Genomic DNA, 23,186 nt, shown 5'->3' with positions numbered 1-23,186 from the left:
TCAGTTCCTGGGGGGCGCTGTGGTGCGCCGGATGATGAGTTCATGGGGCGCGACGGCTGAGTGGACGGATCCGATCTCGCCGTCCAGTTCGTCCAGGAGCATCTTGGTGGCCAGCTCGGCCTGCTCGTCGGGGCGCTGCCCAACCGTGGTCAGGCCCATGGCATCGGCGAAATCATGGTTGTCGATGCCCACCACCGACAGTTCGCCGGGGACGTTGACGCCCAGGCGGTTGGCCTCGAAGATGACTCCCATGGCCATCTCGTCCGAGGCGCAGAAAATTGCCGTGGGCTTCTGTCCGGGACGGGACCACAGGCGGCGGAAGGCTTCCTGTCCGCTGCGGACCGTGAAGTCCCCCCATTCGTCCCATTCCGGCCGGGTGGGCAGGCCGGCCGCGGCCATCACGTCCTTGAAGGCCAGGATACGCACCCGGGGGACGTCGAAGTTCAGGTCGGTTTCGTCGTCGCCATGCAGCAGGGCAATATCCCGGTGGCCCAGGTCGATCAGGTGCCGGACCGCTGTTGAGGCGGCGGCGTAGTCGTCGATGCCGATGTAGGGGCATTCCTCCACGTGGCCACCCACCACTACCAGCGGAATGTCGATCTTCTGCAGGTGCTCGATCTCTTCGTGGCTGAGCGCCATACATAGAACCAGCAGGGCGTCGATCTGCTTGTAGACCATGGTCTTGCTGAAGAGCCGCTCACGGTTGCTGCCGTGGCCGCCGAGGTTGAACAGGGAGAGGTTGTAGTGCCGGGCATGCAGCTCGCGGTCCGCGCCCTCAATTGCTTTGGAGAAGAACCAGCGGCTGACGAACGGGGCCAGGACACCGATGGTCTTGGTCCGGCCCGTGGCCAGGCCGGAGGCGGAGGACGATGCAACGTAGCCCAGGTTTCCGGCCACCTCCAGGATTTTTTCCCGGGTGGCCGGCGAGACCCGGGGCAGGCCGCGTACAGCCCGGGAGACAGTTGCTGTTGAGACTCCGGCGGCTGCCGCCACGTCCTCGATGCTGACGCCGTTATGGCCGCCCCGCTGGGACCTTTCCGTTGTCCGTGCCACCGTGTCCCCTCTTTAACTCCTTTTCGGCGTAGGGCCGAAAGGCCCTGCGTTACGCCCGCCCTGTATTTTCGCATTCCACGGCGAGGCATTGATAACTATGGCGGGGAACCGACGCATGGGCTCCCTTACCTGCGGGCCGGCAGCTTTCGGCGCAGGCGAACCATTCCATACAGCGCCAGCAGTGTTGCCAGCAGGCCCAGGGCCCAGCCGAGGGCCGGTTGGGCTGTGACTTCCATCCACACGGTTACCACCAGGAGGACAAGGGCCCAAAATGCGAGGAAGCCGATAATGATGTCGAAGTCTTCGCCCGAACGGACCATACGGCTGCGGTTTCCCGCCCCCGGAGTGCGGGGGCGGGAACCGTTGGGCGTCACTTGACCGCACCAGCCGTAAGGCCGGCGACGATCTTGCGCTGGAACACCAGCACCAGGATCACCAGCGGGATGGTGACGATGGTGCCCGCGGCCATGATGGCCGTGTACGGGATCTGGTTGGGCTGTGCACCGGCGAAGTTGGCAATGGCCACCGTCACCGGCTGGGTTGCGTCGCTGGACAGCTGGCTGGCGATCAGGAACTCATTCCACGAGGAAATGAAGGCCAGGATCGCCGTGGTGAAGATTGCCGGCGCCGCCAGGGGCATGATGACCTTGCGGAAGGCCTGTCCCTGGGTACAGCCGTCAACGCGCGCCGATTCTTCCAACTCCCAGGGCATTTCCCGGAAGAACGAGGTCATGGTGTAGACCGTCAGCGGGAGCACGAAGGAGATGTTCGGGATGATCAGCGCCTGGTACGTGCCCATCCAGCCAATGTTGGTGAACAGCTGGAAGAGCGGGGTGATCAGGGCAACACCGGGGAACATGGAAGCTCCCAGGATGAAGCCGAGCACCAGGAACTTGCCCCGGAAGTTCAACCGGGCCAGCGCGTAGGCGGCGAACACGCCGATGAGCAGGGACACGAGCGTCACCACGCCACCAATGAACACACTGTTGAGCAGCGCCTGGCCGAACCTGTTGCCGAATGACGTATCAAAGGCGGTCCTGAAGTTGTCCAGGGTCACGTGCGTGGGAAGGATCGACGTGTCGTAGGTAAACCCGACCTCGCGGAAGGCGGTCACCACCATCCAGTAGGCCGGCGCCAGGCACCAGAGCAGCACGATGGCCGCGCTGATGTAAGTCCTGCCCTGCGCCCACTTTTCCCGGTTTTGCGCAGCCTTGCGGCCCTTGTCCTGCCTTGCCCGCAGCGCCGAGGCGTCTGCCGTTGCCGTGGTCATTTCTTCCCCTTTCCTGTGGCGCCGCTCTGTTCAACGACGTTTGCCCCGAGGAAGCGGACAAAGATGAAGGCCACAAGGAAGATGATGATGAAGGTGATGGTGGACAGTGCGGCTGCCGAGTTGAAGCCTTGCCTGATCTGGTTAATGACCAGGATGGACAAGGTGGTGGTGTTGTTGGCGCCGCCGGTGAGGATGTAGGGCAGGTCAAACATGCGCAGTGCATCCAGGGTACGGAACAGGATCGCCACCATGAGCGCCGGCTTAACCAGCGGCAGGGTGATCAGCCGGAACCGCTGCCATGCAGTGGTTCCATCCACCTTGGCGGCCTCATACACTTCAGCCGGGATCATCTGCAGGCCTGCCAGGATCAGCAAAGCCATGAACGGCGTGGTCTTCCAGACGTCAGCGATGACCACAGCCCACTTGGCCGGCCACTCGCTGCCCGTCCACAGGATGGTGGTGTTGAACAGCTTGTTGGCGATGCCCTCGAACGCGAAGATGAAGAACCAGAGCTTGGCCGTCACGGCGGTGGGGATGGCCCACGGCACCAGGACAGCTGCGCGGACCAGGCTGCGGCCGCGGAATTCGCGGGCCATGATCATGGCCATCCAGAAACCAAGCACCGTTTCGAACGCGACCGTGACGACGGTGAAGAAAAATGTTGTGGCGGTGGCGGACCAGAACTGGCCGCCCAGGGTGCCAGGCGGGCAGGCGACTGTTCCGCCTGTCGGCGCCGAACACTGCTGCGCGAGCCAGTTCACATAGTTCTGGATGCCTGCCGGGCCACCCGCGGTGAACAGGCCGGTGGCTGGGTCAAGGCCGGCGTCCTTCTGGAAGGACATGACGATGGCGCTGATGATGGGGTAAACAATGACAATGCCCAAGGCAATGATGGTGGGAGCGAGCAGCCAGGATGCCCAGCGTCCTTGGCTGGCGATCCTGTTGTCCTCCCCACACCCTTGGGCGCGTGATGGACGGGGGTACCGCCCGACGCCGGTGCTTTGACCGGCGTCGGGCCTAGTTCGGTTGCCATGGCAGAACTACGATCCCGCACCGGCGGATTCGATGGACTTCTGCATGTCAGAAAGTGCGGTTTCCACGGGCTTTTCTCCCTTAATTGCGGAGTATGCGTTGTCTTGGATTGCCTTTGTCACGGCCGGGTAGAACGGCGTCACGGGACGCGGCACGGCGTTCTCGATGGACGTCTTCAGGACCGGCAGGTAGGGCAGCTTGGCTACAAGTTCCTGGTCGGTGTACAGCGATCCAAGGACCGGAGCCAGCGAGCCCTGCGTAGCGTAGAACTTCTCGCTCTCGGCCGAGGTCAGGAACTTCACGAAGTCCAGTGCAGTGGCCTTGTGCTTGGAGTACACGCTGATTGCGGTGTTGTGGCCACCCAGTGATGATGCACCGGGGCCGCTCTTGCCCGGAAGGGCAGCCATGCCGAACTTGTCCTTCACAGCCGACGAGCCTTCAGTGCTCATGAGGCTGTAAACGTAGGGCCAGTTGCGCAGGAACAGGAGCTTGCCGCTCTGGAACGCCTGGCGGCTGTCCTCTTCCTTATAGGTGATTGCTTCCTTGGGGATGTTGCCGTCCGCGTAGGCCTTGGCGAGGTTCCCCAGGCCGGCCTTGGCTTCAGCGGTGTTCAGGCTGGGCTTGCCGTCCTTGTCCAGGACTGAGCCGCCGGCGGAGTTGATGGCTTCGGCCGCGTTGACCGTGAGGCCTTCATACTTGCTGAACTGTCCCGCGTAGCAGCCGATGTTGTTCTGCTTGGCGATGGAGCACATGCCCATCATCTCGTCCCAGGTCTTGGGCGGATTGGGTACCAGGTCCTTGCGGTAGAAGAGGATGCCGCCGTCGGAAGTGCGCGGTGCAGCGTAAAGAGTGCCCTTGTACGTGGCACTGTTCACGGTGGCCGGAAGCATGGCACTCGTGTCAACCGCCATCTTGTCCTTCAGCGGCTGCAGCCAGCCCTTGGCGGCAAACTCTGCCGTCCAGACGACGTCCACGTCGGTGACGTCGTAGTCGGACTGCTTGGCCTGGAAGTGCTGGACGAGGTCGTCGTGCTGCTGGTCTGCCTGGTCGGTCTGTTCCTTGAAGGTGACCTGCTCATCCTTGTGGGCCGCATTCCACTTATCGATGAGGGGACGGATCACATTGTTGTTGTCCTTGCCCTGGACGAAGGTGATCGGGCCGCGGGCATCGAGGTTGGCGTCAGCGTCACTGCCTCCACCGCCGCCCGTGGTACCCCCTCCACCTCCGCCGCCGCAGGCGGACAACGTAAGGGCCAGGATGCCGGCAGTGGCCGCCGGAAGCAGGAATCTCGGGGTTTTCATTAGCTTGAAGCTCCTCGCTGAGTGACAAGTAAGTCGACAGTGCGCTTGCTAGGTGAGGTTGATGTGGTGACCATCACACTAGTAAGGTGACTGTCGGGAATGCAAGCGTTTACATCAAAAAGTTATCAGAGGGGAACCAAATGCCCGACCCAACCGTTCCGGCGCCCCGCCAAATGCCCTCCTGGTGGACAGACGCCGTTGTCTACCAGATCTATCCCCGGTCGTTTGCCGACGGCAACGGCGACGGGATGGGCGACCTTCGCGGTGTCCTGGACCGGCTCCCTTATCTTGAAGGGCTGGGAGTGGACGCCATCTGGCTGTCCCCGTTCTACAAGTCGCCGCAGGCCGACGGCGGTTATGACGTAGCGGACTACCGGCAAGTGGACCGCTTTTCGGGTCGCTGGCCGACTTCGACGCCATGTTGCAGGAAGCTCACCGCCGCGGACTGAAGGTGATCGTGGACCTGGTTCCCAACCACACCTCCGATGAGCATGCGTGGTTTCGGGAAGCGCTGGCGGCGGAGCCGGGAAGCCCGGAAAGGGACCGGTACATCTTTCGGGACGGCAAGGATGAGGTGCCGGGGTCCGGGGATGGCGGACGGGCGCCCAACAACTGGAAGTCCGTCTTCGGCGGCCCGGCCTGGAGCCGCGTGGCCGAAGCCGACGGGTCACCCGGACAGTGGTACCTGCACCTCTTCGACGCCAAGCAGCCGGACCTGAACTGGGAGAACCCGGAAGTGCAGGAGGAAATGCGTTCGGTGCTGCGTTTCTGGCTGGACCGCGGCGCGGACGGCTTCCGGGTGGATGTTGCACACGGCCTGGTAAAGGAAGCGGGTCTTCCGGACTGGGATGGGGTGGCGGCGATGGTGGAAGGAACCTCCGCTCCGCGCCTGGAAAGCCACCTGCCGGGCGACGCCCCGCATGCCCACACCGATGCCGAGGAACCGCACCGGGCCGTCTCCCCGATGTACCCGCCGTCGCCGTTCTTCGACCAGGACGGGGTCCATGCCATCTACCGGGACTGGAACCGGGTCCTGGCCGAATACGGCGGTGACCGGATGATGGTGGCCGAGGCCTGGGTGGAACCTGCCGAGCGCCTGGCACGGTATGTCCGGCCCGATGAGATGCAGCAGGCCTTCAACTTCGATTTCCTGTTGGCCGGCTGGGACGCCGAACGCATGGCCGACGCCATCGACGCATCCCTGGCAGCGGCAGCATCCGTGGGTGCTCCGTGCACGTGGGTCCTCAGCAACCACGACACCGTGCGGCACAGCACCCGGTTTGGGCTCAAAGATCCCACTACTTTCCCCAAGGGCATCGGCGCCGCGGACGAACAGCCCGACGCAGCCCTGGGACTTGCCCGGGCCCGGGCCGCCTCACTGGTCGCGCTGGCGCTTCCGGGCTCGGCATACCTCTACCAGGGCGAGGAGCTGGGCCTCCCGGAGCACACTGCCCTTCCCGACTCGGCCAGGCAGGACCCTACCTTCTTCCGGACCGACGGTGCCGAGATCGGCCGGGACGGCTGCCGCGTCCCGCTGCCGTGGGCAGGGGATCAACCCGGCTTCGGTTTCTCCGGAGCACTGTCAGGGAAGCTCCCGAGCCCTGGCTCCCCCAGCCGGAAAGCTTCGGCCCCCTGGCCGCCGATCAGCAGGACGGCGAGGAGGGCTCAACGCTGGAGCTTTACCGTGCCGCCCTTGCATTCAGGTCAGCCCGGCACCTGGGCAGCGGCAGCGTGGAGTGGACGGACGAACACGCACCGGACAGTGGACTGTTGGCGTTCCGGAACGGGGAGGTGGTGGTCCTGTCCAACATGGGCTTCGCCTCGGCCCCCGTGCCCGAAGGCTATGCCGTAGTGCTCTCCAGCGGTCCCGAACCGGCCGACGACTGGACCGGGATGACAGAGGTTCCTGTGGACTGCACCGTGTACCTGCAACGGATATAGCTGCAAAGGATGAAGCGGGGCAGGTGCCGCTGCGCAACTGGCGCAGCGGCACCGCGGGCGCGGCAGCCTACGGTTGGCAATGGGTTCAGCGGACCCGCTCGGCCCGGCTGAAGCGGGTCCGCGCGCCCGCCCCGATGTGGATAAGGACAGGAATTTCCTTGCCCACCACAGCTTCCATCGCGTCAAGCAGCCCGGCGACCTCCACTGCCAGCAGGTGCGGTGCCACGCCCTGGCGCGGCAGGAGACGCACCTTCAACGCGGGAGAGCCCTTGACGTCGTAGGTGGTGACGGTGGCACCGGCCAGGTCCGGCCGTCCCTCGAGGGCGTGCCTCAGCGCTTGTTCCGCCACCCCGCCGCCGATCCGGACGTCGCCGGGCGTGTCGCCGGGATCGTATTCGGCGGCCAGAAGGTTTGACCGGCCCTTTCCTTGCTGGGCAATCCAGGCAACCATGAGGCCCATCAATGCCAGCAGCGCCAGTGCCACCACAATCCACAGCCAGCTTTCCGGCCGGCCGGGGAACCGGGTGGCGTCAAAGAGCCGGTTGATGCCGCTCCACACCCCGGCGGACCAGGAGTGCCACCAGGAGGCAACCGGAGGAACGGCCGCCAGCAGCAACAGCAGGACGCCCGCCCCCAGGAGGATCAGGCCCAGCAGGGTGAGCAGGATGCGGTTGAGCAGCGCCGGTGTGCTGTTCACGCTCCGATCACCCCCGAAGGAGTGACATTGACGCGGGGAACAGGCGCCGGTTCCAGCAGCATCTGGTCCAGCTCGTCGCGGACGGCTTCAAGCACCCTGTCCTGGTCCACAGGTACACCGGAGGTGGGCCGCACGTTCACCAGAACCTGCCGCTGGGAGACAATCACCATGACCTGTTCAGGCGTGACGTTGGCGGCCAGCCGTGCCCGGCGGGCGAGGGAGGAGGCGATGACTTCGTCGTCCACCACCACCGCCGGAAGCCCTTCCTCCCGTCCGCCGGCCAGCAGATGGCGGGCGCGCTTTCCCGGGAGGATGCCGCTGAGGAGGAAGATCAGCCCCGCCATGGCGAGCACGCCGCCGATCGCGGCAAGCAGCAGCGGCGAGGTTCCGGCGGGAAGATCCACGATCCGCTGCGCCGCCACCTGGGGCTCAATCAGCCACGCGGGCTGGCCCACGGCGTGCACTCCCGATTCGAGGACGCCGTAAGCGGCCAGCACAAGCACAAGGGCGGCGGCAACAACCGACACCACTGCCCGCGGGGAATGGGTCTCGCGGTACACCACCCTGCGCATGTCCGGTCCGTTGTTTCTGCGCGGTCCGCTGTTCACCGGGCGGTTTTCCACACTGCTGCTCACCGTACCCGCCCTTCTGTACTGATCCTTGCCCCGCTGATCCGGATGTCCACGCGGCTCAGCCGGGAACCGCTCAATTCCGAGACCGTTGCCAGGATGCTTTCCTTGGCCCTGACGGCGCGGTCCCAGATGGACCCGCCGAGTGCGTCCACCCGTGCAGGGTTGGACACCACGGACTGCAACGGCGGGACGCCGATAGGGGTGACGAGGGACAAAGCCAGCAGGCCGTCGTCGTCCGTCCAGTCCGCCCGCACGTCCTGGGCGTCGACGCCCAACGCCTGGGCCGCAGCAGCCTTGGCGAGGCTGGTCAAGGCCTGGGTGCTGATCCGGTTATGGCCGCTGAGCGCCTGCCCACGCACAACGGGCGCGGGCGAGCTCATGAGGACGAGCGCCGGCCGGTGATGGCATCGAACACCCCGCGCAGGTCCAGCTTCCCTTCGGCGGCACGGCCCAGGAGCGCTCCGATTGCCATGAAGAGCAGGGAGACGAGGAAACCCCACAGTCCGAACTGCAGGGACATGAACGCCACGAAGGCGCCGATGGCGGTGCCTGCAATCGTGAGGCTCACAGCAGCGCCTCCCGTTCGGGAGCAGACGGCGCGGTTGTTTTGACCGGCGGCGGAACGTAGACATCCGCGATCTCGACGTTCACCTCGATGACCTGCAGCCCCACCAGTTCCTCAACTGCGCGGTACACGGCGGCGCGGACATTATTGGCCAATGCATGCAGCGGTGTGCCGTAGCTTGCCACCAGGGTGATATCAACAGCTACCTGCGTTTCGCCCACTTCCGCGTGGACGCCCGCAGCGTGGTCAGAACTTCCGACGGCGTCGCGGATCGCGCCCAAGGCACGGGACGGGCCCGAACCCAGGGAGTAGACCCCGGGAACCGCCCGCGCGGCAATTCCCGCCACCTTTGCCACGGCAGTCTCGGAAATTATCGTCCGGCCCGGCCCCGGAGCCGGGCTTCCGGAAGGACGGTTTGGCACCACGGGTTGTGGGTTCTGGTATTCCATCAGGCACTCCCCCTTCTGTTGTTTCCACCCTATCCCCAGGGTGCGGCACATGCGCTGGAAACTCTGCGGCCCGCCGACCGGCCTGGACTTAAAGGACCCAGGCGGGAACGCCCCCAAGGACATTCCCGCCTGAGCGGTGCCGCCTGTGTCAGCGGCGGTGCGGCAGAAGCCGCGGTCTATTCAGGTGTGCAGGCTGTCCTACTTGTAGAGGCCTTCGCCGCCAACCCTGACGTTGGTGGGCAGGTAGCCGAACGGGCCGAGGCCGTTCTGGCCGAAGCTGCGGTCCACCTGGGTCACGCCGTTCCTGAAGTTGATCTTGACAGTGGGTGACAGCGATCCGCCACGCACGCCGTTGACGTTGTCGATGAACGACTGCACGAGTCCGCCAGGCTGCACGTAGTGCGAGTATGCCTGGAACTGGCGACCGTTCTGCTGCCCGGAGATGGTACCGCTTGGGTTGTTGGCCGGCAGGTTGAGGTCGGTGGGTGAACCGAGGGCCAGGCCGCTGTTGTTCACCGGCTGGTAGTCCGAGCGCACGCCGTCACCAACAAAGCCGTAGACGCCGTCGGGGCCGCGCATGCCGGCCGCGTAGGTGAACTGGTGGCTGATCGTGTACAGGTAGTACTTGTTCTTGCCGTTTTCATTCTGGATGAAGATCTGCGGACGTTCCGTCTGGTCGTTGACGCAGTTGGCCGAAAGGATCGGCGGCAGGAAGGACCACTTGGTGAGGTCCTTGTTGTCGGCTACAGCCAGGCCCACATTGGCGGTCTGGTAGTTTGCGCCGCTGTTCTGGACGTCGCCAACGCTTTCTGCCTGGGGGTCGCCCGGCTGGTAGCCGAGGTCCTCACCCTTGCACTGGTAATCGCCACGGGTGCCGGCGGTGTTGCCTTCGAAGACCATGAAGGTCTTTCCCGGGTGGGCGGGGTCGGCGAACGTGTACGGGTCCCGGAACGCGAAGCCCGGGTTCTGCGCCTTGGTCTGGTACATCTTTCCGTCCGGTTCCAGCAGCTTGGTGTGCTCGAAGCCGTCGAAGCTGACGCCGTTCTTGTCAGCGTGGATGTTGCCCAGGGCCTTGGCGATGGCAGCGTCAGGAGCGATCCCGCCGCCACCCGCGTTCCGCTCGGCCACGTCGTGGAAGGTGGTGGCGGTGTAGAAGACGTTGACGTGGTCGCCCTGCATGAGGCGGGTGGAGCCGGACCATTCGGTGTTGCCGATGGAGGTGTTGTCCAGGAAGAGGTGGCCACCGTAGTTCCACTTGTCCTTGGCGGGGTCGGCGTTGGTCTTGCGGAAGAAGTAGCCGATCCGGGCGTTCCAGTGGCGCTGGTCGAAGCCGTAGCCGGCGTGGCGGTCGGCAACAAGGGAGAAGATGACGTCCCAGCCCTTGTAGCTGATCTGGTTGGCGTTTTCATCCGTCAGGGACCAGGTGTCCCAGACCCAGACGTCGTCATTCATGGCGGGGAAATCCTGGGGGATCTCCGGCATGGTGACGTCGGGACTCATGGAGTTCTGGCCGGGAGCCACCGTGGGATCGCTCTGCGCCATGATCTGCTTGGCGTCTGCGCGGGTCCACTTGGAGGTGAAGTCCGACGCCGGGTCGAAGGCCTCCTGCGTGTGCTCGGTGGGGAGGGCGAAACCGGGAGTGGGGGCCGGCAGCTGCCCGACCGTCGGCGGGTCCGACGGCTCGTTGGCTTGGGCAGAGGGGACGGCCAGGAAGGCCGAGGCAGCAACGGCTGCGGCCAGTGCTGCGGCGGCAGGGCGCCACCGCAGCAGCCGGTGTTGGGGGTGCTTGTGCATTTCTTGCTCTTCTCGCGGAGTTGTAACTGTTCGTGGAAGACGGGCATGTGCCCATGACCCCGAAAACAACCGCGGCCCGGTAACACCTCAGGCGTCGCCGGGGACGCCGTTGTGCTGGGGGGATCAGGACCTGGGTGGGGCCCTGCGGCCGATGGAAAGCATGCTTTCCCTCCGCCGCGCTCCACGCTAGAACGGGCGCCGGATGCAGTTCAAACCCTGTTTCACAGCCCAAAAACGGCTACCGCCGAGTAGGGTGCAAGCGCTTACGCAAGCCAACGCGCGCGCGTGCCACATCGGTTTGGCAATAATCAAATGTTGCAGGGGGCTCGATTTTTTCCTGGCAAGACAAGCGATTTGTTGCGCAGGCCACGCCGCCGCAGGCCGCTCGTCCTGGTGGCGCCGGGCACGCACGATCCCTAAAGGCCGGCCCACCTGAGCATGACGCGCACATTCGCCGGCGCCGCCCATATTCCGTATCGATACGCAAATATGGGTTGCGCAGGCGACCAAGGGTGTCGGTTTCGATTTTGCGTGTCGATGCCGCGGTTGGTGCGCCGGAGGTGAGGCGGGCGCCGGACAGTTGCTCCGGGGCCATCCACCTGGACAAGGGCACGGAACGCACTTGAAGAGCGGCTGGCCAATGGCGGTAAATGAAGAAAAGCACCAGTTCCGAAGAACTGATGCTTCCCAGTGGTGGCTCCGACCGGCGTCGATCCGGTGACCTTTCGATTTTCAGTCGAACGCTCTACCAACTGAGCTACAGAGCCTAGGTGACTAGTCACCATGACAGCCGGAATTTCTTCCAACAATCAGAGCGACCCTGACGGGACTTGAACCCGCGACCTCCGCCGTGACAGGGCGGCGCGCTAACCAACTGCGCTACAGGGCCTTGCGTTTCTTGCTTTCGCAGTATCTCTACCGCTTTTTTCAAGGCTTCCAGCCTACCAGACTTTTTGCCTGTTTGACCAGTTCCTTGCGTACCCCCAACGGGATTCGAACCCGTGCCGCCGCCGTGAAAGGGCGGTGTCCTAGGCCGCTAGACGATGGGGGCCAGAACCCGTTCGGAACAAAATAAAAGGCGTCAAGCGAGGCTTTCCGTCTTTGTCCTTTGCGTTTCTCCGAACTGGACTCTAAAACTATAGGGCCTCCGCAGGAATTATCCAAAATCGGCGAAAAACCGCGCCGTTGGGCCGCCGCACGGGTCAAGATGGACGGATGGATGCCGTCGCAGCGCTCAATGAGATTGCTTTCTGGCTGGAGCGCGGACGCGCCGCCACCTTCAAGGTCCAGGCCTTCCGCAAAGCGGCGGCGGCCATCAGCCCCCTTGGCCCTGAGGAAGTAGCCACCCGGGCCCGGACCGGCCGGCTCAAGTCCATGAAGGGCATCGGCGACCGGACCTACGCGGTGATCCGGCAGGCGGTGGACGGCGAGGTTCCCGACTACCTGGCCGACCTCCGGGAGAAGGGCGCCCAGCCGCTGGCCTCCGGTGGGACGGAAATCCGTGGGGCATTGAGGGGCGACCTGCACAGCCACAGCGAATGGTCCGACGGCGGCTCCCCCATTGAGCTGATGGTGGCGGCAGCGGAGGTGCTGGGCCGGGAGTACCTGGCATTGACCGACCACTCCCCCAACCTCACCATCGCCAACGGGCTGTCGGCCGGGCGCCTGCTGGACCAGCTGGACGTGGTGGCAGCGATCAACAGCAACGGCGGGAACACCCGGCTGCTGACCGGGATCGAAGTGGACATCCTGGAGTCCGGCCAGCTGGACCAGGAGCCTGGGCTGCTGGACCGCCTGGACATTGTGGTGGCGAGCGTTCATTCGAAGCTGCGCGCGGACAGGAAGACCATGACCGCCCGGATGCTCGGCGGCATCCAGGACCCGCACACCAACGTCCTGGGCCACTGCACCGGGCGGCTGGTGGAGGGCACCCGCGGAACCCGGCCGCCGTCGGAATTCGACGCCGCGGAAGTGTTCGCCGCGTGCGCGGAGCACAACGTGGCCGTCGAGATCAATTCCCGCCCGGAACGGCAGGACCCGCCCGATGCGCTGATCCAGTTGGCGCTGGATGCAGGCTGCCTGTTCTCGATCGACAGCGACGCGCACGCACCAGGGCAGCTGGATTTCCTGCAGTACGGTGCCGAGCGGGCCGCCCGCAACAACGTGCCTGCCGAGCGGATCATCACCACCTGGCCGGCGGACAAACTGCTGGCCTGGGCCGGTTCGAAGTAGGCCCTGGAAGGCGCAGGCACGGTTACCACCGCTGCCGACATGGCCGATTTCCGCCAGCCCGGCGTCCGATCCGGCCGTAGATTTGTCCCATGCCGCCAACCAGCCCCGCCCATGAACCCCTGACGTCCGCCACTGCAGCAGGAAAGCCCGTGAAGGCCCTCGGCGTGGCGGCCATGGTGGTCACGGTGGTCCTGTGGGCCTCAGCGTTCGTGGGCATCCGGGCCATCGGCCCCCACTTCTCCCCGGCCCGCTGACCCTGGGCAGGCTGGCGATTGCCGCCGTCGTGCTGGCTTTCCTGGTGGTGCCGCAACTGCTCAGGAGCCGGATGCTGCCGCGGGGACGGGAATGGCTGCCCATCCTCGCCTATGGCGTGATGTGGTTTGGTGGCTATAACGTGGCGCTGAACGCCGCCGAGCACATCCTTGATGCCGGCACCAGCGCACTGCTGATCAACGTCAACCCCATCCTGGTGGCCATCATGGCCGGCATCTTCCTCAAGGAAGGCTTCCCGCGCTGGCTGCTCATCGGCAGCACCGTGGCTTTCGCCGGCGTCGCAATGATCGCCCTCGGCTCCGGACAGCCACGGACGGGGGAAAGTTCGACGGCGGACCTGGCCGGAGTGGCGCTTTGCCTCCTTGCCGCGGTGCTCGCCGCAGTCAGCGTCATCATCCAGAAGCCGGTGGTGCGGAAGTTCCCGGCGGCGCAGGCAACCTGGTTTGGCATCGTGGTGGGGGCAGTGTGCTGCCTGCCGTTCGCCGGGCAGTTGGTGTCCGAGGTGCAGGCGGCTCCGCCGCAGGCCACGCTGGGGCTGGTGTATCTGGGGGTGTTCCCCACCGCCATCGCCTTCACCACCTGGGCGTACGCATTGTCACTGGTGGACGCCGGGAAGCTGGCCGCCACCACATACCTGGTCCCCGGCACCACGGTCTTCATCTCCTGGCTGCTGCTTGGTGAAATCCCCTCGGCGTTGGGACTGGTGGGTGGGCTGGTATGCCTGGTGGGGGTGGGGCTCACCCGGGGGCGGAGCCGGGTCCACGGCGGCCCGCGGCCGCTTCGGCGCTAGAGTCGGGGTATGCCAGCCAGCCTTCCGCCGGGACTGCCCATCATTCCCGACGGCCCGCACGAACCGCCGGAATTCACCATGTCCCCTGACGAGTTCGAGGCAGCCGTCCAGGATGCCCTGGACAGCATTCCGGACAGGCTGGCCCGGGCCATGGACAACGTGGCCGTCTTCATCGACGACGACTACGTGCCGGGGCCGGGGGAAGATCCGGACACCGTGCTGCTGGGACTGTACGAAGGGGTTCCGCTGACGGAACGCGATTCCTGGTGGGACGCCAGTTCGCTGCCGGACCGGATCACGATTTTCCGCGAACCCATCCTGGAGATCTGCGGTTCCAGGGACGATGTGATCCACGAGGTGGCCGTAACGGTGGTGCATGAGATCGCCCACCACTTCGGGATTTCCGATGACCGGCTGCATGAGCTGGGCTGGGGCTAGCCTTGTAAGCATGGGACACGACCACAGCCACAGCCATGGGATTACCGCCACGGGGCGGCACCGGAAACGCCTTGTGGCCGTCCTGGGAATCACGCTTGGCGTGGTGGTCATCCAGATCATCGGGGCTGTGCTGTCCGGATCGCTGTCCCTGCTCGCCGATGCGGGACATATGCTCTCGGACGCGGCAGGTGTCACCATCGCGCTCCTGGCCTCCTGGATTGCGGGCCGCCCGGCGAGCAACCAGCGGACGTACGGCTACCAGCGCGCTGAGGTCCTGGCCGCCCTCGCCAATGCGCTGATCCTGATCGTGATCTCCGTGGTCATCTTCACGGAGGCGGTCCGCCGGTTCGGTGCCCCGCCGGAAGTGCAGACGGACATCATGCTTTTTGCGGCCGTCCTCGGTGCGGTGGCCAACCTGGTGTCGCTCGTGATCCTGCGCACGGCACAGGATGAGAGCCTGAACATCCGCGGCGCCTACCTGGAAGTCCTTGGCGACCTCCTTGGTTCCGTGGCCGTCATCATCGCGGCCGCAGTGATCATGCTGACCGGCTTCCAGGCGGCGGACACCATTGCCTCCGTCCTGATCGCGCTGATGATCCTGCCGCGGGCGTGGAGCCTGCTGCGCGATGTGGTGGACGTCCTCCTGGAAGCCAGTCCCAAAGGGGTGGAGGTGCAGATGATCCGCGAGCACATCCTTTCGGTGGCCGGTGTGACGGATGTGCATGACATCCACATTTGGACCATCACGTCCGGCGTCCCCGTCTTCTCGGCCCACGTTGTGGTGGAGGACGGAGTGCTCAATGCCCGCGGCGCCGACCAGTTGCTGGACAAGCTCATCACCTGCCTGGGCTCCCACTTCGATACCGACCACTGCACCTTCCAGCTGGAACCTGCCAGCCACTCCGAGCATGAGGCGCACCAGCACGCCTGACCCCGGCCGACCACGACACACCGGACAAAAACCGCCCCTAATGACACTGTTGTGGTTTATGTTATTGATGTGACTGCTGTTGCTAATGTGCAGGGGGTCACGTAACCTCGGACTGCTGGGGGCAGCTGAGGGGCATCGTCGTGCCACATCCAGAACCTCACTCCCGGCCTTAACGTTGCGAGGTCTCTGCAGATGGCTTTATCCGGATCCGGCCGCAGGACGGCCGTGCTGTGCGCCGCCGTCGTCCTTTTTGCATCCGCGGCAACGCCGGCAGCCGCTGTACCGGCGCCGTCCGCTCCACTGGCCGTTCCGGCGTCGCCTGACATCCCTTCGCCGGAGGACATTGCCGCGGCTAAGGCCAGTGAGGCCGCCACGGCGGACCAGGTCGGCGCCATCGAGCGCATCCTTGCCGACGCGTCCGCAGCCCAGCAGGCAGCCTTTGCCGTGGCCATGCAGGCCAACAACTCGTACAGCGAGGCACTGGTGGAGCTGCAGCAAAGGACCGAAGCGGCATCCGTTGCATCAGCCAAAGCCTCGTCCGCCCGTGAACAGCAGGACAAGACCCGGAAGCAGGTTGGGCAGCTTGCCGGGGACCTGTACCGCAACGGCGGCCTGAACCCGACCCTCGGAACCATTGCCAGCGGCAGCGAGAGCCTGCAGCAGGCAGCCACGCTCGAGGCCCTCTCGGCCAGCCGCAGCCGGGCCTTCGAAGCGGCGGACACCGCGGCCACCGCCTACCGGTCCCTGACGGCAGCTGCCGACGACGCCACCAAAGCCGCAGACGACGCAGCGAAGACCGCTGAACAACGGAAGTCCCAGGCGGAACAGGCCAATGCCGCGCAGGCCAAGGCCGTGGCCGACGCGAAAGCGCAGCGGACCATCCTGGTGGACCAGTTGGCGCAGCTCCGCAACACCACTGTGGCCCTTGAATCGGCCCGCGTGGATGCCCTGGAACGGCAGCGTGAAGAGGCGCGGCTTGCCGCCCTGTCCGCCGCCGCAGACAAGGCCGCCCAGGAAAAAGCTGCGCAGGACAACGCCGCCCAAAACCAGGCAGCACAGAATCAGGCAGCGAACCAGAACAGCCGCGGGCAGGAACTGGCCCCGGCGGCACCGGCAGCGCCTGCCCCGGCTGCTGCCGCCCCCGCCGCTCCTGCGCCTGCCCCGGCTGCACCCGCCCCCGTTCCTGCCCCGGCTGCACCCGCCCCCGTTCCTGCTCCGGTTGCCCCCGCACCCGCTGCACCGGCACCCGCACCCGCTGCGCCGGCACCTGCACCGGCGCCTGCCCCTGCCACCGGCTCGGGCACCTACGAGGCAGCCATCACCGTCGCTTTGGGAAAGGTGGGCGCGCCGTACTTCTACCAGTGGGGCGGTACCGGTCCCTACGGCTTTGACTGCTCCGGGCTGGTGCAGAACGCCTTCGCCGCAGCCGGCAAGTACCTCCCCCGCACAGCTTCACAGCAATATGCCGCCGCGCCGGTCCACGTCCCCATTTCGCAGGCCCGCCGCGGCGACCTGCTGGTCTGGGGTTCGGCACCGAACTTCTACCACGTGGCCATCTACCTCGGGAACGGCCAGGTGGTGCAGGCACTCAACCCGCAGGAAGGCATCACCGTGTCCACCATCAGCTCCATGGTGGGCATGGACCTCTACCCCTACGCGGCCCGCTACTAGGCGGCACGGATGAATTGTGCGGTTGAACGGTGCGGTTGACTTCCACGGATAGATTGCTTGACTGCCTCAGCTCAGGATGTCCTTGGTGACGAACCGGCCATAGGCGAGCGCCCCGAACACTGCCATATACCCGGCCTGCAGGAGCGCATTGCTGGCAAAGGAATCCCACACCAACGGCTGACGCAACATGTCACCGAAACCAAGCCAGTAGTGGCTAAAGAGCCAGGGGTGCAGCCACTCCAGCTGCGGAAGCTGGTCAAGGACCTGCGAGACCACCGAGACCACCACGGTGGCGGCCATCGCTCCCACCGGCACCACGGTCAGCGTGGACAGGAAAAGCCCGATCGCCGAAAGGCCGGCGAGTGACACCGCCAGGTAGGCAGCGATCAGCACGATGCGCAGGGCAGCTTCGGACGGCTGGACCACCCCGCCGGACAACAGTGTCACGGGACCCACCGGGAAAAGTGCCGCGCCAATGGCAGCGCCGGCAAGACCGACGGTCAACGGGGCCACGATACAGAAGGCCAGCGCGCCCGCGTACTTGACCAGGAGGAGCCTGACCCGCCCGGCCGGTGCCACCAACAGGTACCGGAGGGTGCCCAGGTTCGCCTCCCCGGCGATCGTATCCCCCGCCACCACACCTACCGCGAGCGGCATGAACAGCGGCACGGAAACCAGCATGGCGGTGAAGGCCACAAACAGGCCGTTCTGGGTGATCCGGTCAAGGAAGGCGGGTCCCCGCCCGGGCGGGACCGCGGAAGAGACCTTCACGGCAACGGCAATCAGGACCGGAATGGCAGCGAGCGCCAGGAGCAGCGCCCAGGTCCGCCGGCGCCCGAACAGGACCTTGAGCTCCGACCCCAACAGGGACAGCCCGGAACTGCGCGGCACTGCGGCCGGCCGGGCTGTTCCGGCAGCCTCCGGAAGATCCGCGGGAACACTACTGGGCAACGTCGAATCCTTCCCCCGTGAGGGCAACAAAGCGGTCCTCAAGGCTTTCACGCTCGACGGCGAATCCCCGGACCCGGACGCCGGCCTGGACCAGGTGCGCCACGACGTCCTCGGGAAGCACCGCGGGCGGCTGGGCACCGTCCACCATGGCCGCAACGATCGTCTCGCCGTCCGGCCGCGCCCGCGCGGGTTGAGCGGGTCGGGGTTCAGTGGGTCCGGGTTCAGTGGGTCCGGGTTCAGTGGGTCCGGGTTCAGCTTGTCGGGGTTCAGCGGGTCGGGGTTCAGCTTGTCCAGGTTCCGGTACCAGCCCCAGCCGCGCCAGGACCTGCCGGGCCGCACCGCCGTCGGGCGTTACCAGCCGGAGCCGGGTGCTGCCGGCCTGCCGCAACTCAGCCAGGGGCCCCTGTGCCACGAGCTTTCCTGCGCTCATGACGGCAGCGTGGGTGCACATCTGGTCCACCTCGGCCAGCAGGTGGCTGGACACGAAAACGGTGGTGCCCTCATGCGCCAGCGACCGCACCAGGTTCCGGACTTCCCGGGTGCCCTGCGGGTCCAGCCCGTTGGTGGGTTCGTCCAGTACCAGCAGGTCCCGTGGCGACAGCAAGGCGTTGGCGATGCCCAGCCGCTGCTTCATGCCCAGGGAGTACGCGTGCACCCGTTTGCCGGCGGCGTACTCCAGGCCCACGCGCTCCAGCGCCCGCTGCACCCTCGCTTTGCGTGTGGCGGGCACGGTGTGCGGGCCCGCGGCGTCGAGCCGGTGCAGGTTGGCGGCGCCGGACAGAAAAGGGTAGAAGGCGGGGCCTTCCACCAGGGCGCCCACGCGCGGCAACACATCATGGAGCTTGCCGGGCATCTCCTGGCCTAGCAGGTGAACCGTCCCCGCGGATGCGGCCGCCAGGCCGAGCAGCATCCGGATGGTGGTGGTCTTGCCGGAGCCGTTGGGCCCCAGGAAGCCGAAGACACTCCCGTGCGGGACGGCCAGGTCCACGCTGTCGACGGCGGCCTGCCGGCCAAAGTGCTTGCTGAGTCCCCGGGTCTCGATCACCAACCCCGCGCTCACCGGGCCGGCCCCCGTCCGGCCAACACTCCCCCGTCCACCCAACACTTATTGGGCCGCTGCTGCTGCGGCCTGCAGCCGCTCCGGCGGCACCATTCCTGCGAAGATCCGGCCGTCGTCCGTGACCAGGACGTTGAGCAGGGCGGTGGAGAGCAGCCGGCCGCCGGGGACGGCAACGGCGGCCTGGGACAGCAGCGGGTCCTGCAGCAGCGACTCGGCAGCGGCAGCAGACCCACGCGCCGTGACCACCACGGTCTCCCATCCGGCGCCGGTTACGGAAACGTCTTTGGTGGCACCGGGATGCATGGCGTCGGGGCTGTGCATGTCTGCGGGCTCATGGGGCTTGTCCGGAACGGGAAGTTCCTTGACCGTGCTGCCCGGAGGCGGGGTAAAGGTGAAGACGGACTGGTCAGGAGCCTCCAGCGAAAGGCTGGTGAACCCGGAACGGAACGCCGGGGTGTCCGCTCCGCGTGCGGTCACCTGCACGGACAGGGGCATGCCGTTTTCACCGTCGACGGCGATGGCCACCTTACCCACCAGGGTCGCGTCGGTGCGCGGCTCAATCAGCAGGTTGTAGGCAGCCCGTCCTGCAACGGAAACGTCCGGCCCCACCGAAACGGCCGTGGTCGGTTCAACCTTGGACAGGAAGCGTTGTGCCAGGTCGCCTGGCGTCGGCATCGCACCTGCCCACTGATGGTCCTTCGCCCGGGATGGATCCTGGGCATGCTCCGGCAGGGTCAAGTGTGCGGCTGTGTTGTCCTTCGACGAATAGAACCAGACGTCGCTGCCGTGGCGGACCACGTCACGTTCAGCCAGTTGGTCCATCACCTGCACGCGGGCGTTGTCCTTGCCGTCCAGGTAGACGCGCGCGGTGTGCTTGCCTGACAGCAACTCAATCACGGATGCGGCACTCCCCGCGGCCGCGGGACCGGATGGCTTCCCGGTGGCGGGCAGCTCCGGAAGCCCCAGGTCGGCGGACTGTTCCACTGTCCCTGAGAACGTGTGCACCTGGTGGCTTGCCGCCAACTCCAGGACCTGCGCCGGCGTCTTGGCCGGAAGTGGGTTGCTGGCACCGGCTGGAAGGGAGCCGGCCAAGGCGCCCGCAGCGATCGCCAGCGGAGCCGCGACGGCGGGCAGCCACCGCAGCCATGCCCGGCGGTTCATTGTGCTGTTTCGTTGCGACGGTCCGCTGGAATCCAGCGTGTTGGAGCCCATAGGTAAAGACTACGCCGGTGCAGGTGGATCGGTGTCACCCGCAGCGCCCCCATCCTGCTGCCGGCCGGGCCGTTCCGGCACTACGGTGCCCGCACCGCCGTCGACCGTTATTTGTTGGCCGGTCCTGATCAGCCCGGTAGCGTCCGCGACTCCGACCACCGCAGGTATCCCGTACTCCCGTGCCACAACTGCGCCGTGGGAATTGGCTCCGCCCATTTCCATCACCAGCCCGCCCGCAGTGAGGAACAGCGGCGTCCAGCCGGGGTCCGTGGAAGGGGCAACCAGGATTTCGCCCGGCTCAAGCCGGGCTCCCACGGGATCCAGGATGACGCGCGCGGCAGCGGTCACTGTTCCTGCCGAGGCTGCGCTGCCTGTCAGCATTCCTTCCATGGTGACGCCGACGGCGGTGCGCACCGCTTCGGGTTCGGTTCCATCCGAGAGCAGAACCCGGGGAATATGCCGGCGCCTGAGCTCCTGGGCGTAATCCTCGCGGCGGCCGGCCACGATTGCGCGAAAGTCCTGGACGGGCGCTCCGCCGTCGGCGTCCACGGACAAGGCCTGCCTGGTTTCAACCAAGTCCAGGAAGAACACGTCGTCCTGCTGTTCGATGACGCCCGCCCGGGCCAGCTCCCCGCCCACCAGCAGCAGTTGCCGGCGGACTTCCCCGAGGCCGGTCACCAGCTGGTACTTTGGCAGCTCGCGCAGGCCGGCGAACAGCCGTGCCCTGTGCAGCGCGGCACGCACCAGCCTTCCCCGGATCCTGCCGCGTGCGGCGGCGCGGGCAACGAGCCGGTCCACCTGCGTTTCCGCGTCCTCCACGGCCTTGCTGAACTGTGCGTCAGGCGCCAGGGCCGGGTCCTCTAGCCTGAGGTAATTGGCGAGGATGCCCAGGATGTGTGCCGGCTCTTCGGACCATCGCGGCAGGCCAACGTCGATTTCGCCCACTGCCCGGTGGCCGTACTCGTCCAGGAACCGGGTGAGGCCCGCATCGAGGCGTGCGGGCAGCTGTCCGGCCTGGAACGCGGCTGCCAGGACGGTGGGATCGCCGGCCATGAGTTCGGTTCGTGATTGAACGTCTTCCCGGATTTCCTTGGCAAGGTGCCATAGCTCCAGGTCCATTTCGGTGGTGATGTTGTTGGGCAGGCCACGGATCACGGGCTGCAGCTCAGCCCAGGCATTGCCACCCAGCAGTCTTCCCGCAACGCCGAGCATGGCGAACCCCAAGGCGGGAAGGGGAAGAATTGCCGGAACAATCGGGAACAGGCGCTGCCCAAGGAGGGATTCGGCGTGGTCAAGGCGTGCCGGCGCGCCGGCACCGTCTTCGGAGCCCAGGGATGCCTCGAAGTCGCGCGTGAAGCGGTCCAGCCGCCGGAGCGCTGCCCGGGGCCGGACCAGCGCCCGGAGAAGCGTGGCGGGAACCTTGGCGCGGGCTGCGACGGGAACGATGTGATGCAGCAGCCCGAAAGGCGTCCTCGTGGTCACCGAAAAGGCGGGATCGTCGAACAGTTGCCGCATGACCGTTGCTGTCCGGGCCTCCATGATGTCGAAGACGCGGGGTACAAGGCGCCGGCCCACGGTGCTGCGGATGGGAGTGGTGAAGTCGACGTAGATCCGCTGCCCGGCCTCGGCATAGGGCGACGGTCCGCCACGGGGGTCCGGAACAGGGAAGCCTGCAGCCTGGGCGATGGAGGAGGCGACGAGCCGCAGCGCCGCAAGGCCCATGGGCGTCAGCGGGCGGGTAAGCCCCTGGGCCAGGCTGAAACAGAGATACGCCCTGGTACCGCTTGCGGCGGGGCTGCCCTGGGGGACCCTGCCCGCGGCACCGTTGCTCTCCGGGACGGGGTAGAGGGTGGTGATCGGCCTGGACTGGGTGAGCCACAGGGCCCCGGTACGGTCGATGGCCCACTCGGTGTCCTGCGGGGCGCCGAAATGATCCTCGGCCTCCAGGCCAAGGCGCGCCAGTCCAGCCAGTTGGCTGTCCGTCAGGCAGGCTGCATTGCTGGTTGCGGGAACCTTCAGGGTCTGCGTCCCGCCACCGGGAAGGGGGCGTACCGCCACGCCCTTATCTCCCAGTTTCCGTTCCAGGACCCTTCCGGTCAGGGCGTCCACCACGAAGTGGTCCGGATTGACGGCGCCTGAGACGACGGCCTCGCCCAGGCCGGGACTGGCATCGATAACGATCTGCCGCCTGCGGCCGGTCAGGGGTTCGCCGTGAACATGACGCCGGCGGCGTCCGCGTCCACCATCCGCTGGACCACCACCGCGAGCGCAACGCCGGCCGGATCGATCCCCAGGCTTGCCCGGTATGCGGTTGCCCGGTCCGTCCACAGCGACGCCCAGCAGTTGCGGACGGCCTCAAGCAGGGCAGGCACTCCGACGACGTTGAGGTAGGTGTCCTGCTGCCCGGCGAAGCTGGCGAATGGCAGGTCTTCTGCGGTGGCCGAGGACCTGACCGCTACCGGAACATCGGGTCCCAGGGCCGCGTACGCCTGTTCCACCTCGCGGGAAACCGCCGCCGGAAGCGGAAGTGCCAGGATCGCGGCACGGGCTGTTTCAGCCAGCCCTGCCACGTCATGCGGTTCCGTAACGCCGGACCGGGCGGCGTCCCCCAGGGTGGCATAAACCCCGGCCAGCGCGGGAGGCAGGGAGTCGGGGGCGCCGGTTGCCTGCCGGTATGCAGCGGTAGTGAGGCAGAAACCCTCCGGGACCGGCAACCCTGCGGACAACAGCTCTCCAAGGTTGGCTGCCTTGCCACCCGCCAAGCCCAGCATTCCGGCGTCGAGCCGGCGCAGGTCCAGCACCAGCCCGGCGTCCGTGCTGGTGCCGACTTTTGACAGCCCTGGCTGCTCCATGTCCCAGATTCCTTATCCGAGCGGCGGTATTCCGGGGATGCC

Annotated in this window: 18 protein-coding genes, 3 tRNA genes and 3 pseudogenes; 6 read left to right on the top strand and 18 right to left on the bottom strand. The window is 66.3% G+C overall.

The features are described from left to right. The 5 genes from OUO20_RS20585 to OUO20_RS20565 form a co-directional block, all read right to left on the bottom strand. Complete coding sequence (locus OUO20_RS20585) at positions 1 to 1,053, bottom strand: LacI family DNA-binding transcriptional regulator (protein ID WP_018771695.1); 1,053 nt, start codon at positions 1,051 to 1,053, stop codon at positions 1 to 3. 125 nt (positions 1,054 to 1,178) lie between these two features. After that, complete coding sequence (locus tag OUO20_RS20580) at positions 1,179 to 1,427, bottom strand: hypothetical protein (RefSeq protein ID WP_026266133.1); 249 nt, start codon at positions 1,425 to 1,427, stop codon at positions 1,179 to 1,181. Then, positions 1,424 to 2,323: a carbohydrate ABC transporter permease gene (locus tag OUO20_RS20575; RefSeq protein WP_018771697.1), complete on the bottom strand. Its 900-nt coding sequence runs from the start codon at positions 2,321 to 2,323 to the stop codon at positions 1,424 to 1,426. The genes OUO20_RS20580 and OUO20_RS20575 overlap by 4 nt, the downstream gene beginning before the upstream one ends. Next, positions 2,320 to 3,207: a carbohydrate ABC transporter permease gene (locus OUO20_RS20570; RefSeq protein WP_442781102.1), complete on the bottom strand. Its 888-nt coding sequence runs from the start codon at positions 3,205 to 3,207 to the stop codon at positions 2,320 to 2,322. The genes OUO20_RS20575 and OUO20_RS20570 overlap by 4 nt, the downstream gene beginning before the upstream one ends. Before the next feature lie 156 nt (positions 3,208 to 3,363). Next, complete coding sequence (locus tag OUO20_RS20565; protein ID WP_018771699.1) at positions 3,364 to 4,656, bottom strand: ABC transporter substrate-binding protein; 1,293 nt, start codon at positions 4,654 to 4,656, stop codon at positions 3,364 to 3,366. Between the two features lie 140 nt (positions 4,657 to 4,796). Here OUO20_RS20565 and OUO20_RS20560 point away from each other — a divergent pair. Beyond that, positions 4,797 to 6,597, top strand: a pseudogene (locus OUO20_RS20560) (glycoside hydrolase family 13 protein). An 85-nt stretch (positions 6,598 to 6,682) separates the two neighbouring features. Here OUO20_RS20560 and OUO20_RS20555 read toward each other — a convergent pair. The 9 genes from OUO20_RS20555 to OUO20_RS20515 all read right to left on the bottom strand — a co-directional run bounded on the left by OUO20_RS20555 (position 6,683) and on the right by OUO20_RS20515 (position 11,785). Beyond that, positions 6,683 to 7,294 (bottom strand): hypothetical protein, encoded by a 612-nt coding sequence (locus tag OUO20_RS20555; RefSeq protein WP_018771701.1) that lies wholly within the window; start codon positions 7,292 to 7,294, stop codon positions 6,683 to 6,685. Further along, positions 7,291 to 7,929 carry a hypothetical protein gene (locus OUO20_RS20550; protein ID WP_268002536.1) on the bottom strand — a complete coding sequence of 213 codons (639 nt, stop codon included), beginning with the start codon at positions 7,927 to 7,929 and terminating at the stop codon, positions 7,291 to 7,293. The genes OUO20_RS20555 and OUO20_RS20550 overlap by 4 nt, the downstream gene beginning before the upstream one ends. Continuing rightward, positions 7,926 to 8,306, bottom strand: coding sequence for a hypothetical protein (locus OUO20_RS20545; protein ID WP_268002535.1), 381 nt, complete (start codon positions 8,304 to 8,306; stop codon positions 7,926 to 7,928). The genes OUO20_RS20550 and OUO20_RS20545 overlap by 4 nt, the downstream gene beginning before the upstream one ends. After that, positions 8,303 to 8,494 (bottom strand): membrane protein, encoded by a 192-nt coding sequence (locus OUO20_RS20540; protein ID WP_018771704.1) that lies wholly within the window; start codon positions 8,492 to 8,494, stop codon positions 8,303 to 8,305. Before OUO20_RS20540 ends, OUO20_RS20545 begins: the two co-directional genes overlap by 4 nt. Continuing rightward, positions 8,491 to 8,940 carry an Asp23/Gls24 family envelope stress response protein gene (locus tag OUO20_RS20535; RefSeq protein ID WP_026266136.1) on the bottom strand — a complete coding sequence of 150 codons (450 nt, stop codon included), beginning with the start codon at positions 8,938 to 8,940 and terminating at the stop codon, positions 8,491 to 8,493. Before OUO20_RS20535 ends, OUO20_RS20540 begins: the two co-directional genes overlap by 4 nt. Before the next feature lie 198 nt (positions 8,941 to 9,138). Further along, complete coding sequence (locus tag OUO20_RS20530; RefSeq protein WP_018771706.1) at positions 9,139 to 10,734, bottom strand: glycoside hydrolase family 68 protein; 1,596 nt, start codon at positions 10,732 to 10,734, stop codon at positions 9,139 to 9,141. A 691-nt stretch (positions 10,735 to 11,425) separates the two neighbouring features. Further along, positions 11,426 to 11,501: transfer RNA gene (locus tag OUO20_RS20525), tRNA-Phe, on the bottom strand. A gap of 48 nt (positions 11,502 to 11,549) precedes the next feature. Beyond that, positions 11,550 to 11,623, bottom strand: a tRNA-Asp gene (locus tag OUO20_RS20520). Positions 11,624 to 11,712: 89 nt separating this feature from the next. Next, positions 11,713 to 11,785: transfer RNA gene (locus tag OUO20_RS20515), tRNA-Glu, on the bottom strand. 164 nt (positions 11,786 to 11,949) lie between these two features. Between OUO20_RS20515 and OUO20_RS20510 the strand changes: the two genes are divergently transcribed. The 5 genes and pseudogenes from OUO20_RS20510 (at position 11,950) to OUO20_RS20490 (ending at position 17,069) form a co-directional block, all read left to right on the top strand. Then, on the top strand, positions 11,950 to 12,966 hold the full coding sequence (locus OUO20_RS20510) for a PHP domain-containing protein (RefSeq protein WP_018771707.1): 1,017 nt from the start codon (positions 11,950 to 11,952) through the stop codon (positions 12,964 to 12,966). Between the two features lie 173 nt (positions 12,967 to 13,139). Beyond that, a pseudogene (locus OUO20_RS20505) lies at positions 13,140 to 14,029 on the top strand (DMT family transporter). Positions 14,030 to 14,038: 9 nt separating this feature from the next. Further along, positions 14,039 to 14,467 (top strand): metallopeptidase family protein, encoded by a 429-nt coding sequence (locus tag OUO20_RS20500; protein WP_268002534.1) that lies wholly within the window; start codon positions 14,039 to 14,041, stop codon positions 14,465 to 14,467. A 10-nt stretch (positions 14,468 to 14,477) separates the two neighbouring features. Then, the gene (locus tag OUO20_RS20495; protein ID WP_134165195.1) at positions 14,478 to 15,398 is read left to right on the top strand and encodes a cation diffusion facilitator family transporter; all 921 of its coding nucleotides are present in this window, start codon (positions 14,478 to 14,480) and stop codon (positions 15,396 to 15,398) included. A 192-nt stretch (positions 15,399 to 15,590) separates the two neighbouring features. Then, positions 15,591 to 17,069 carry a C40 family peptidase gene (locus OUO20_RS20490; protein ID WP_268002533.1) on the top strand — a complete coding sequence of 493 codons (1,479 nt, stop codon included), beginning with the start codon at positions 15,591 to 15,593 and terminating at the stop codon, positions 17,067 to 17,069. Positions 17,070 to 17,135: 66 nt separating this feature from the next. Here the strand turns inward: OUO20_RS20490 and OUO20_RS20485 are convergent, their stop codons facing one another. From OUO20_RS20485 to OUO20_RS20470, 4 genes and pseudogenes are all read right to left on the bottom strand, one after another. After that, positions 17,136 to 18,020, bottom strand: a complete 885-nt coding sequence (locus OUO20_RS20485; RefSeq protein WP_056392266.1) for an ABC transporter permease — start codon at positions 18,018 to 18,020, stop codon at positions 17,136 to 17,138. Continuing rightward, positions 18,010 to 19,080, bottom strand: coding sequence for an ABC transporter ATP-binding protein (locus OUO20_RS20480; protein ID WP_268002532.1), 1,071 nt, complete (start codon positions 19,078 to 19,080; stop codon positions 18,010 to 18,012). Before OUO20_RS20480 ends, OUO20_RS20485 begins: the two co-directional genes overlap by 11 nt. A 45-nt stretch (positions 19,081 to 19,125) precedes the next feature. Then, entirely contained in the window at positions 19,126 to 20,241 is a 1,116-nt protein-coding gene (locus OUO20_RS20475; RefSeq protein WP_268003477.1) for a LolA family protein, read from the bottom strand. Between the two features lie 60 nt (positions 20,242 to 20,301). Continuing rightward, a pseudogene (locus OUO20_RS20470) lies at positions 20,302 to 23,144 on the bottom strand (PEP/pyruvate-binding domain-containing protein). Between the last annotated feature and the right edge of the window lie 42 nt (positions 23,145 to 23,186).

The organism is Arthrobacter sp. FX8 (assembly GCF_026723805.1).
Classification (GTDB): Bacteria; Actinomycetota; Actinomycetes; order Actinomycetales; family Micrococcaceae; genus Arthrobacter.
This window is presented reverse-complemented; position numbering and strand designations above follow the sequence as displayed.

Bases quoted from the DNA above. Each gene is read 5' to 3' on its own strand.
- OUO20_RS20530 (WP_018771706.1), bottom strand. From the start codon at position 10,734: ATGCACAAGCACCCCCAACACCGGCTGCTGCGGTGGCGCCCTGCCGCC.
- OUO20_RS20475 (WP_268003477.1), bottom strand. From the start codon at position 20,241: ATGAACCGCCGGGCATGGCTGCGGTGGCTGCCCGCCGTCGCGGCTCCG.
- OUO20_RS20490 (WP_268002533.1), top strand. From the start codon at position 15,591: ATGGCTTTATCCGGATCCGGCCGCAGGACGGCCGTGCTGTGCGCCGCC.
- OUO20_RS20565 (WP_018771699.1), bottom strand. From the start codon at position 4,656: ATGAAAACCCCGAGATTCCTGCTTCCGGCGGCCACTGCCGGCATCCTG.
- OUO20_RS20500 (WP_268002534.1), top strand. From the start codon at position 14,039: ATGCCAGCCAGCCTTCCGCCGGGACTGCCCATCATTCCCGACGGCCCG.
- OUO20_RS20545 (WP_268002535.1), bottom strand. From the start codon at position 8,306: ATGAGCTCGCCCGCGCCCGTTGTGCGTGGGCAGGCGCTCAGCGGCCAT.
- OUO20_RS20495 (WP_134165195.1), top strand. From the start codon at position 14,478: ATGGGACACGACCACAGCCACAGCCATGGGATTACCGCCACGGGGCGG.
- OUO20_RS20535 (WP_026266136.1), bottom strand. From the start codon at position 8,940: ATGGAATACCAGAACCCACAACCCGTGGTGCCAAACCGTCCTTCCGGA.
- OUO20_RS20575 (WP_018771697.1), bottom strand. From the start codon at position 2,323: ATGACCACGGCAACGGCAGACGCCTCGGCGCTGCGGGCAAGGCAGGAC.
- OUO20_RS20510 (WP_018771707.1), top strand. From the start codon at position 11,950: ATGGATGCCGTCGCAGCGCTCAATGAGATTGCTTTCTGGCTGGAGCGC.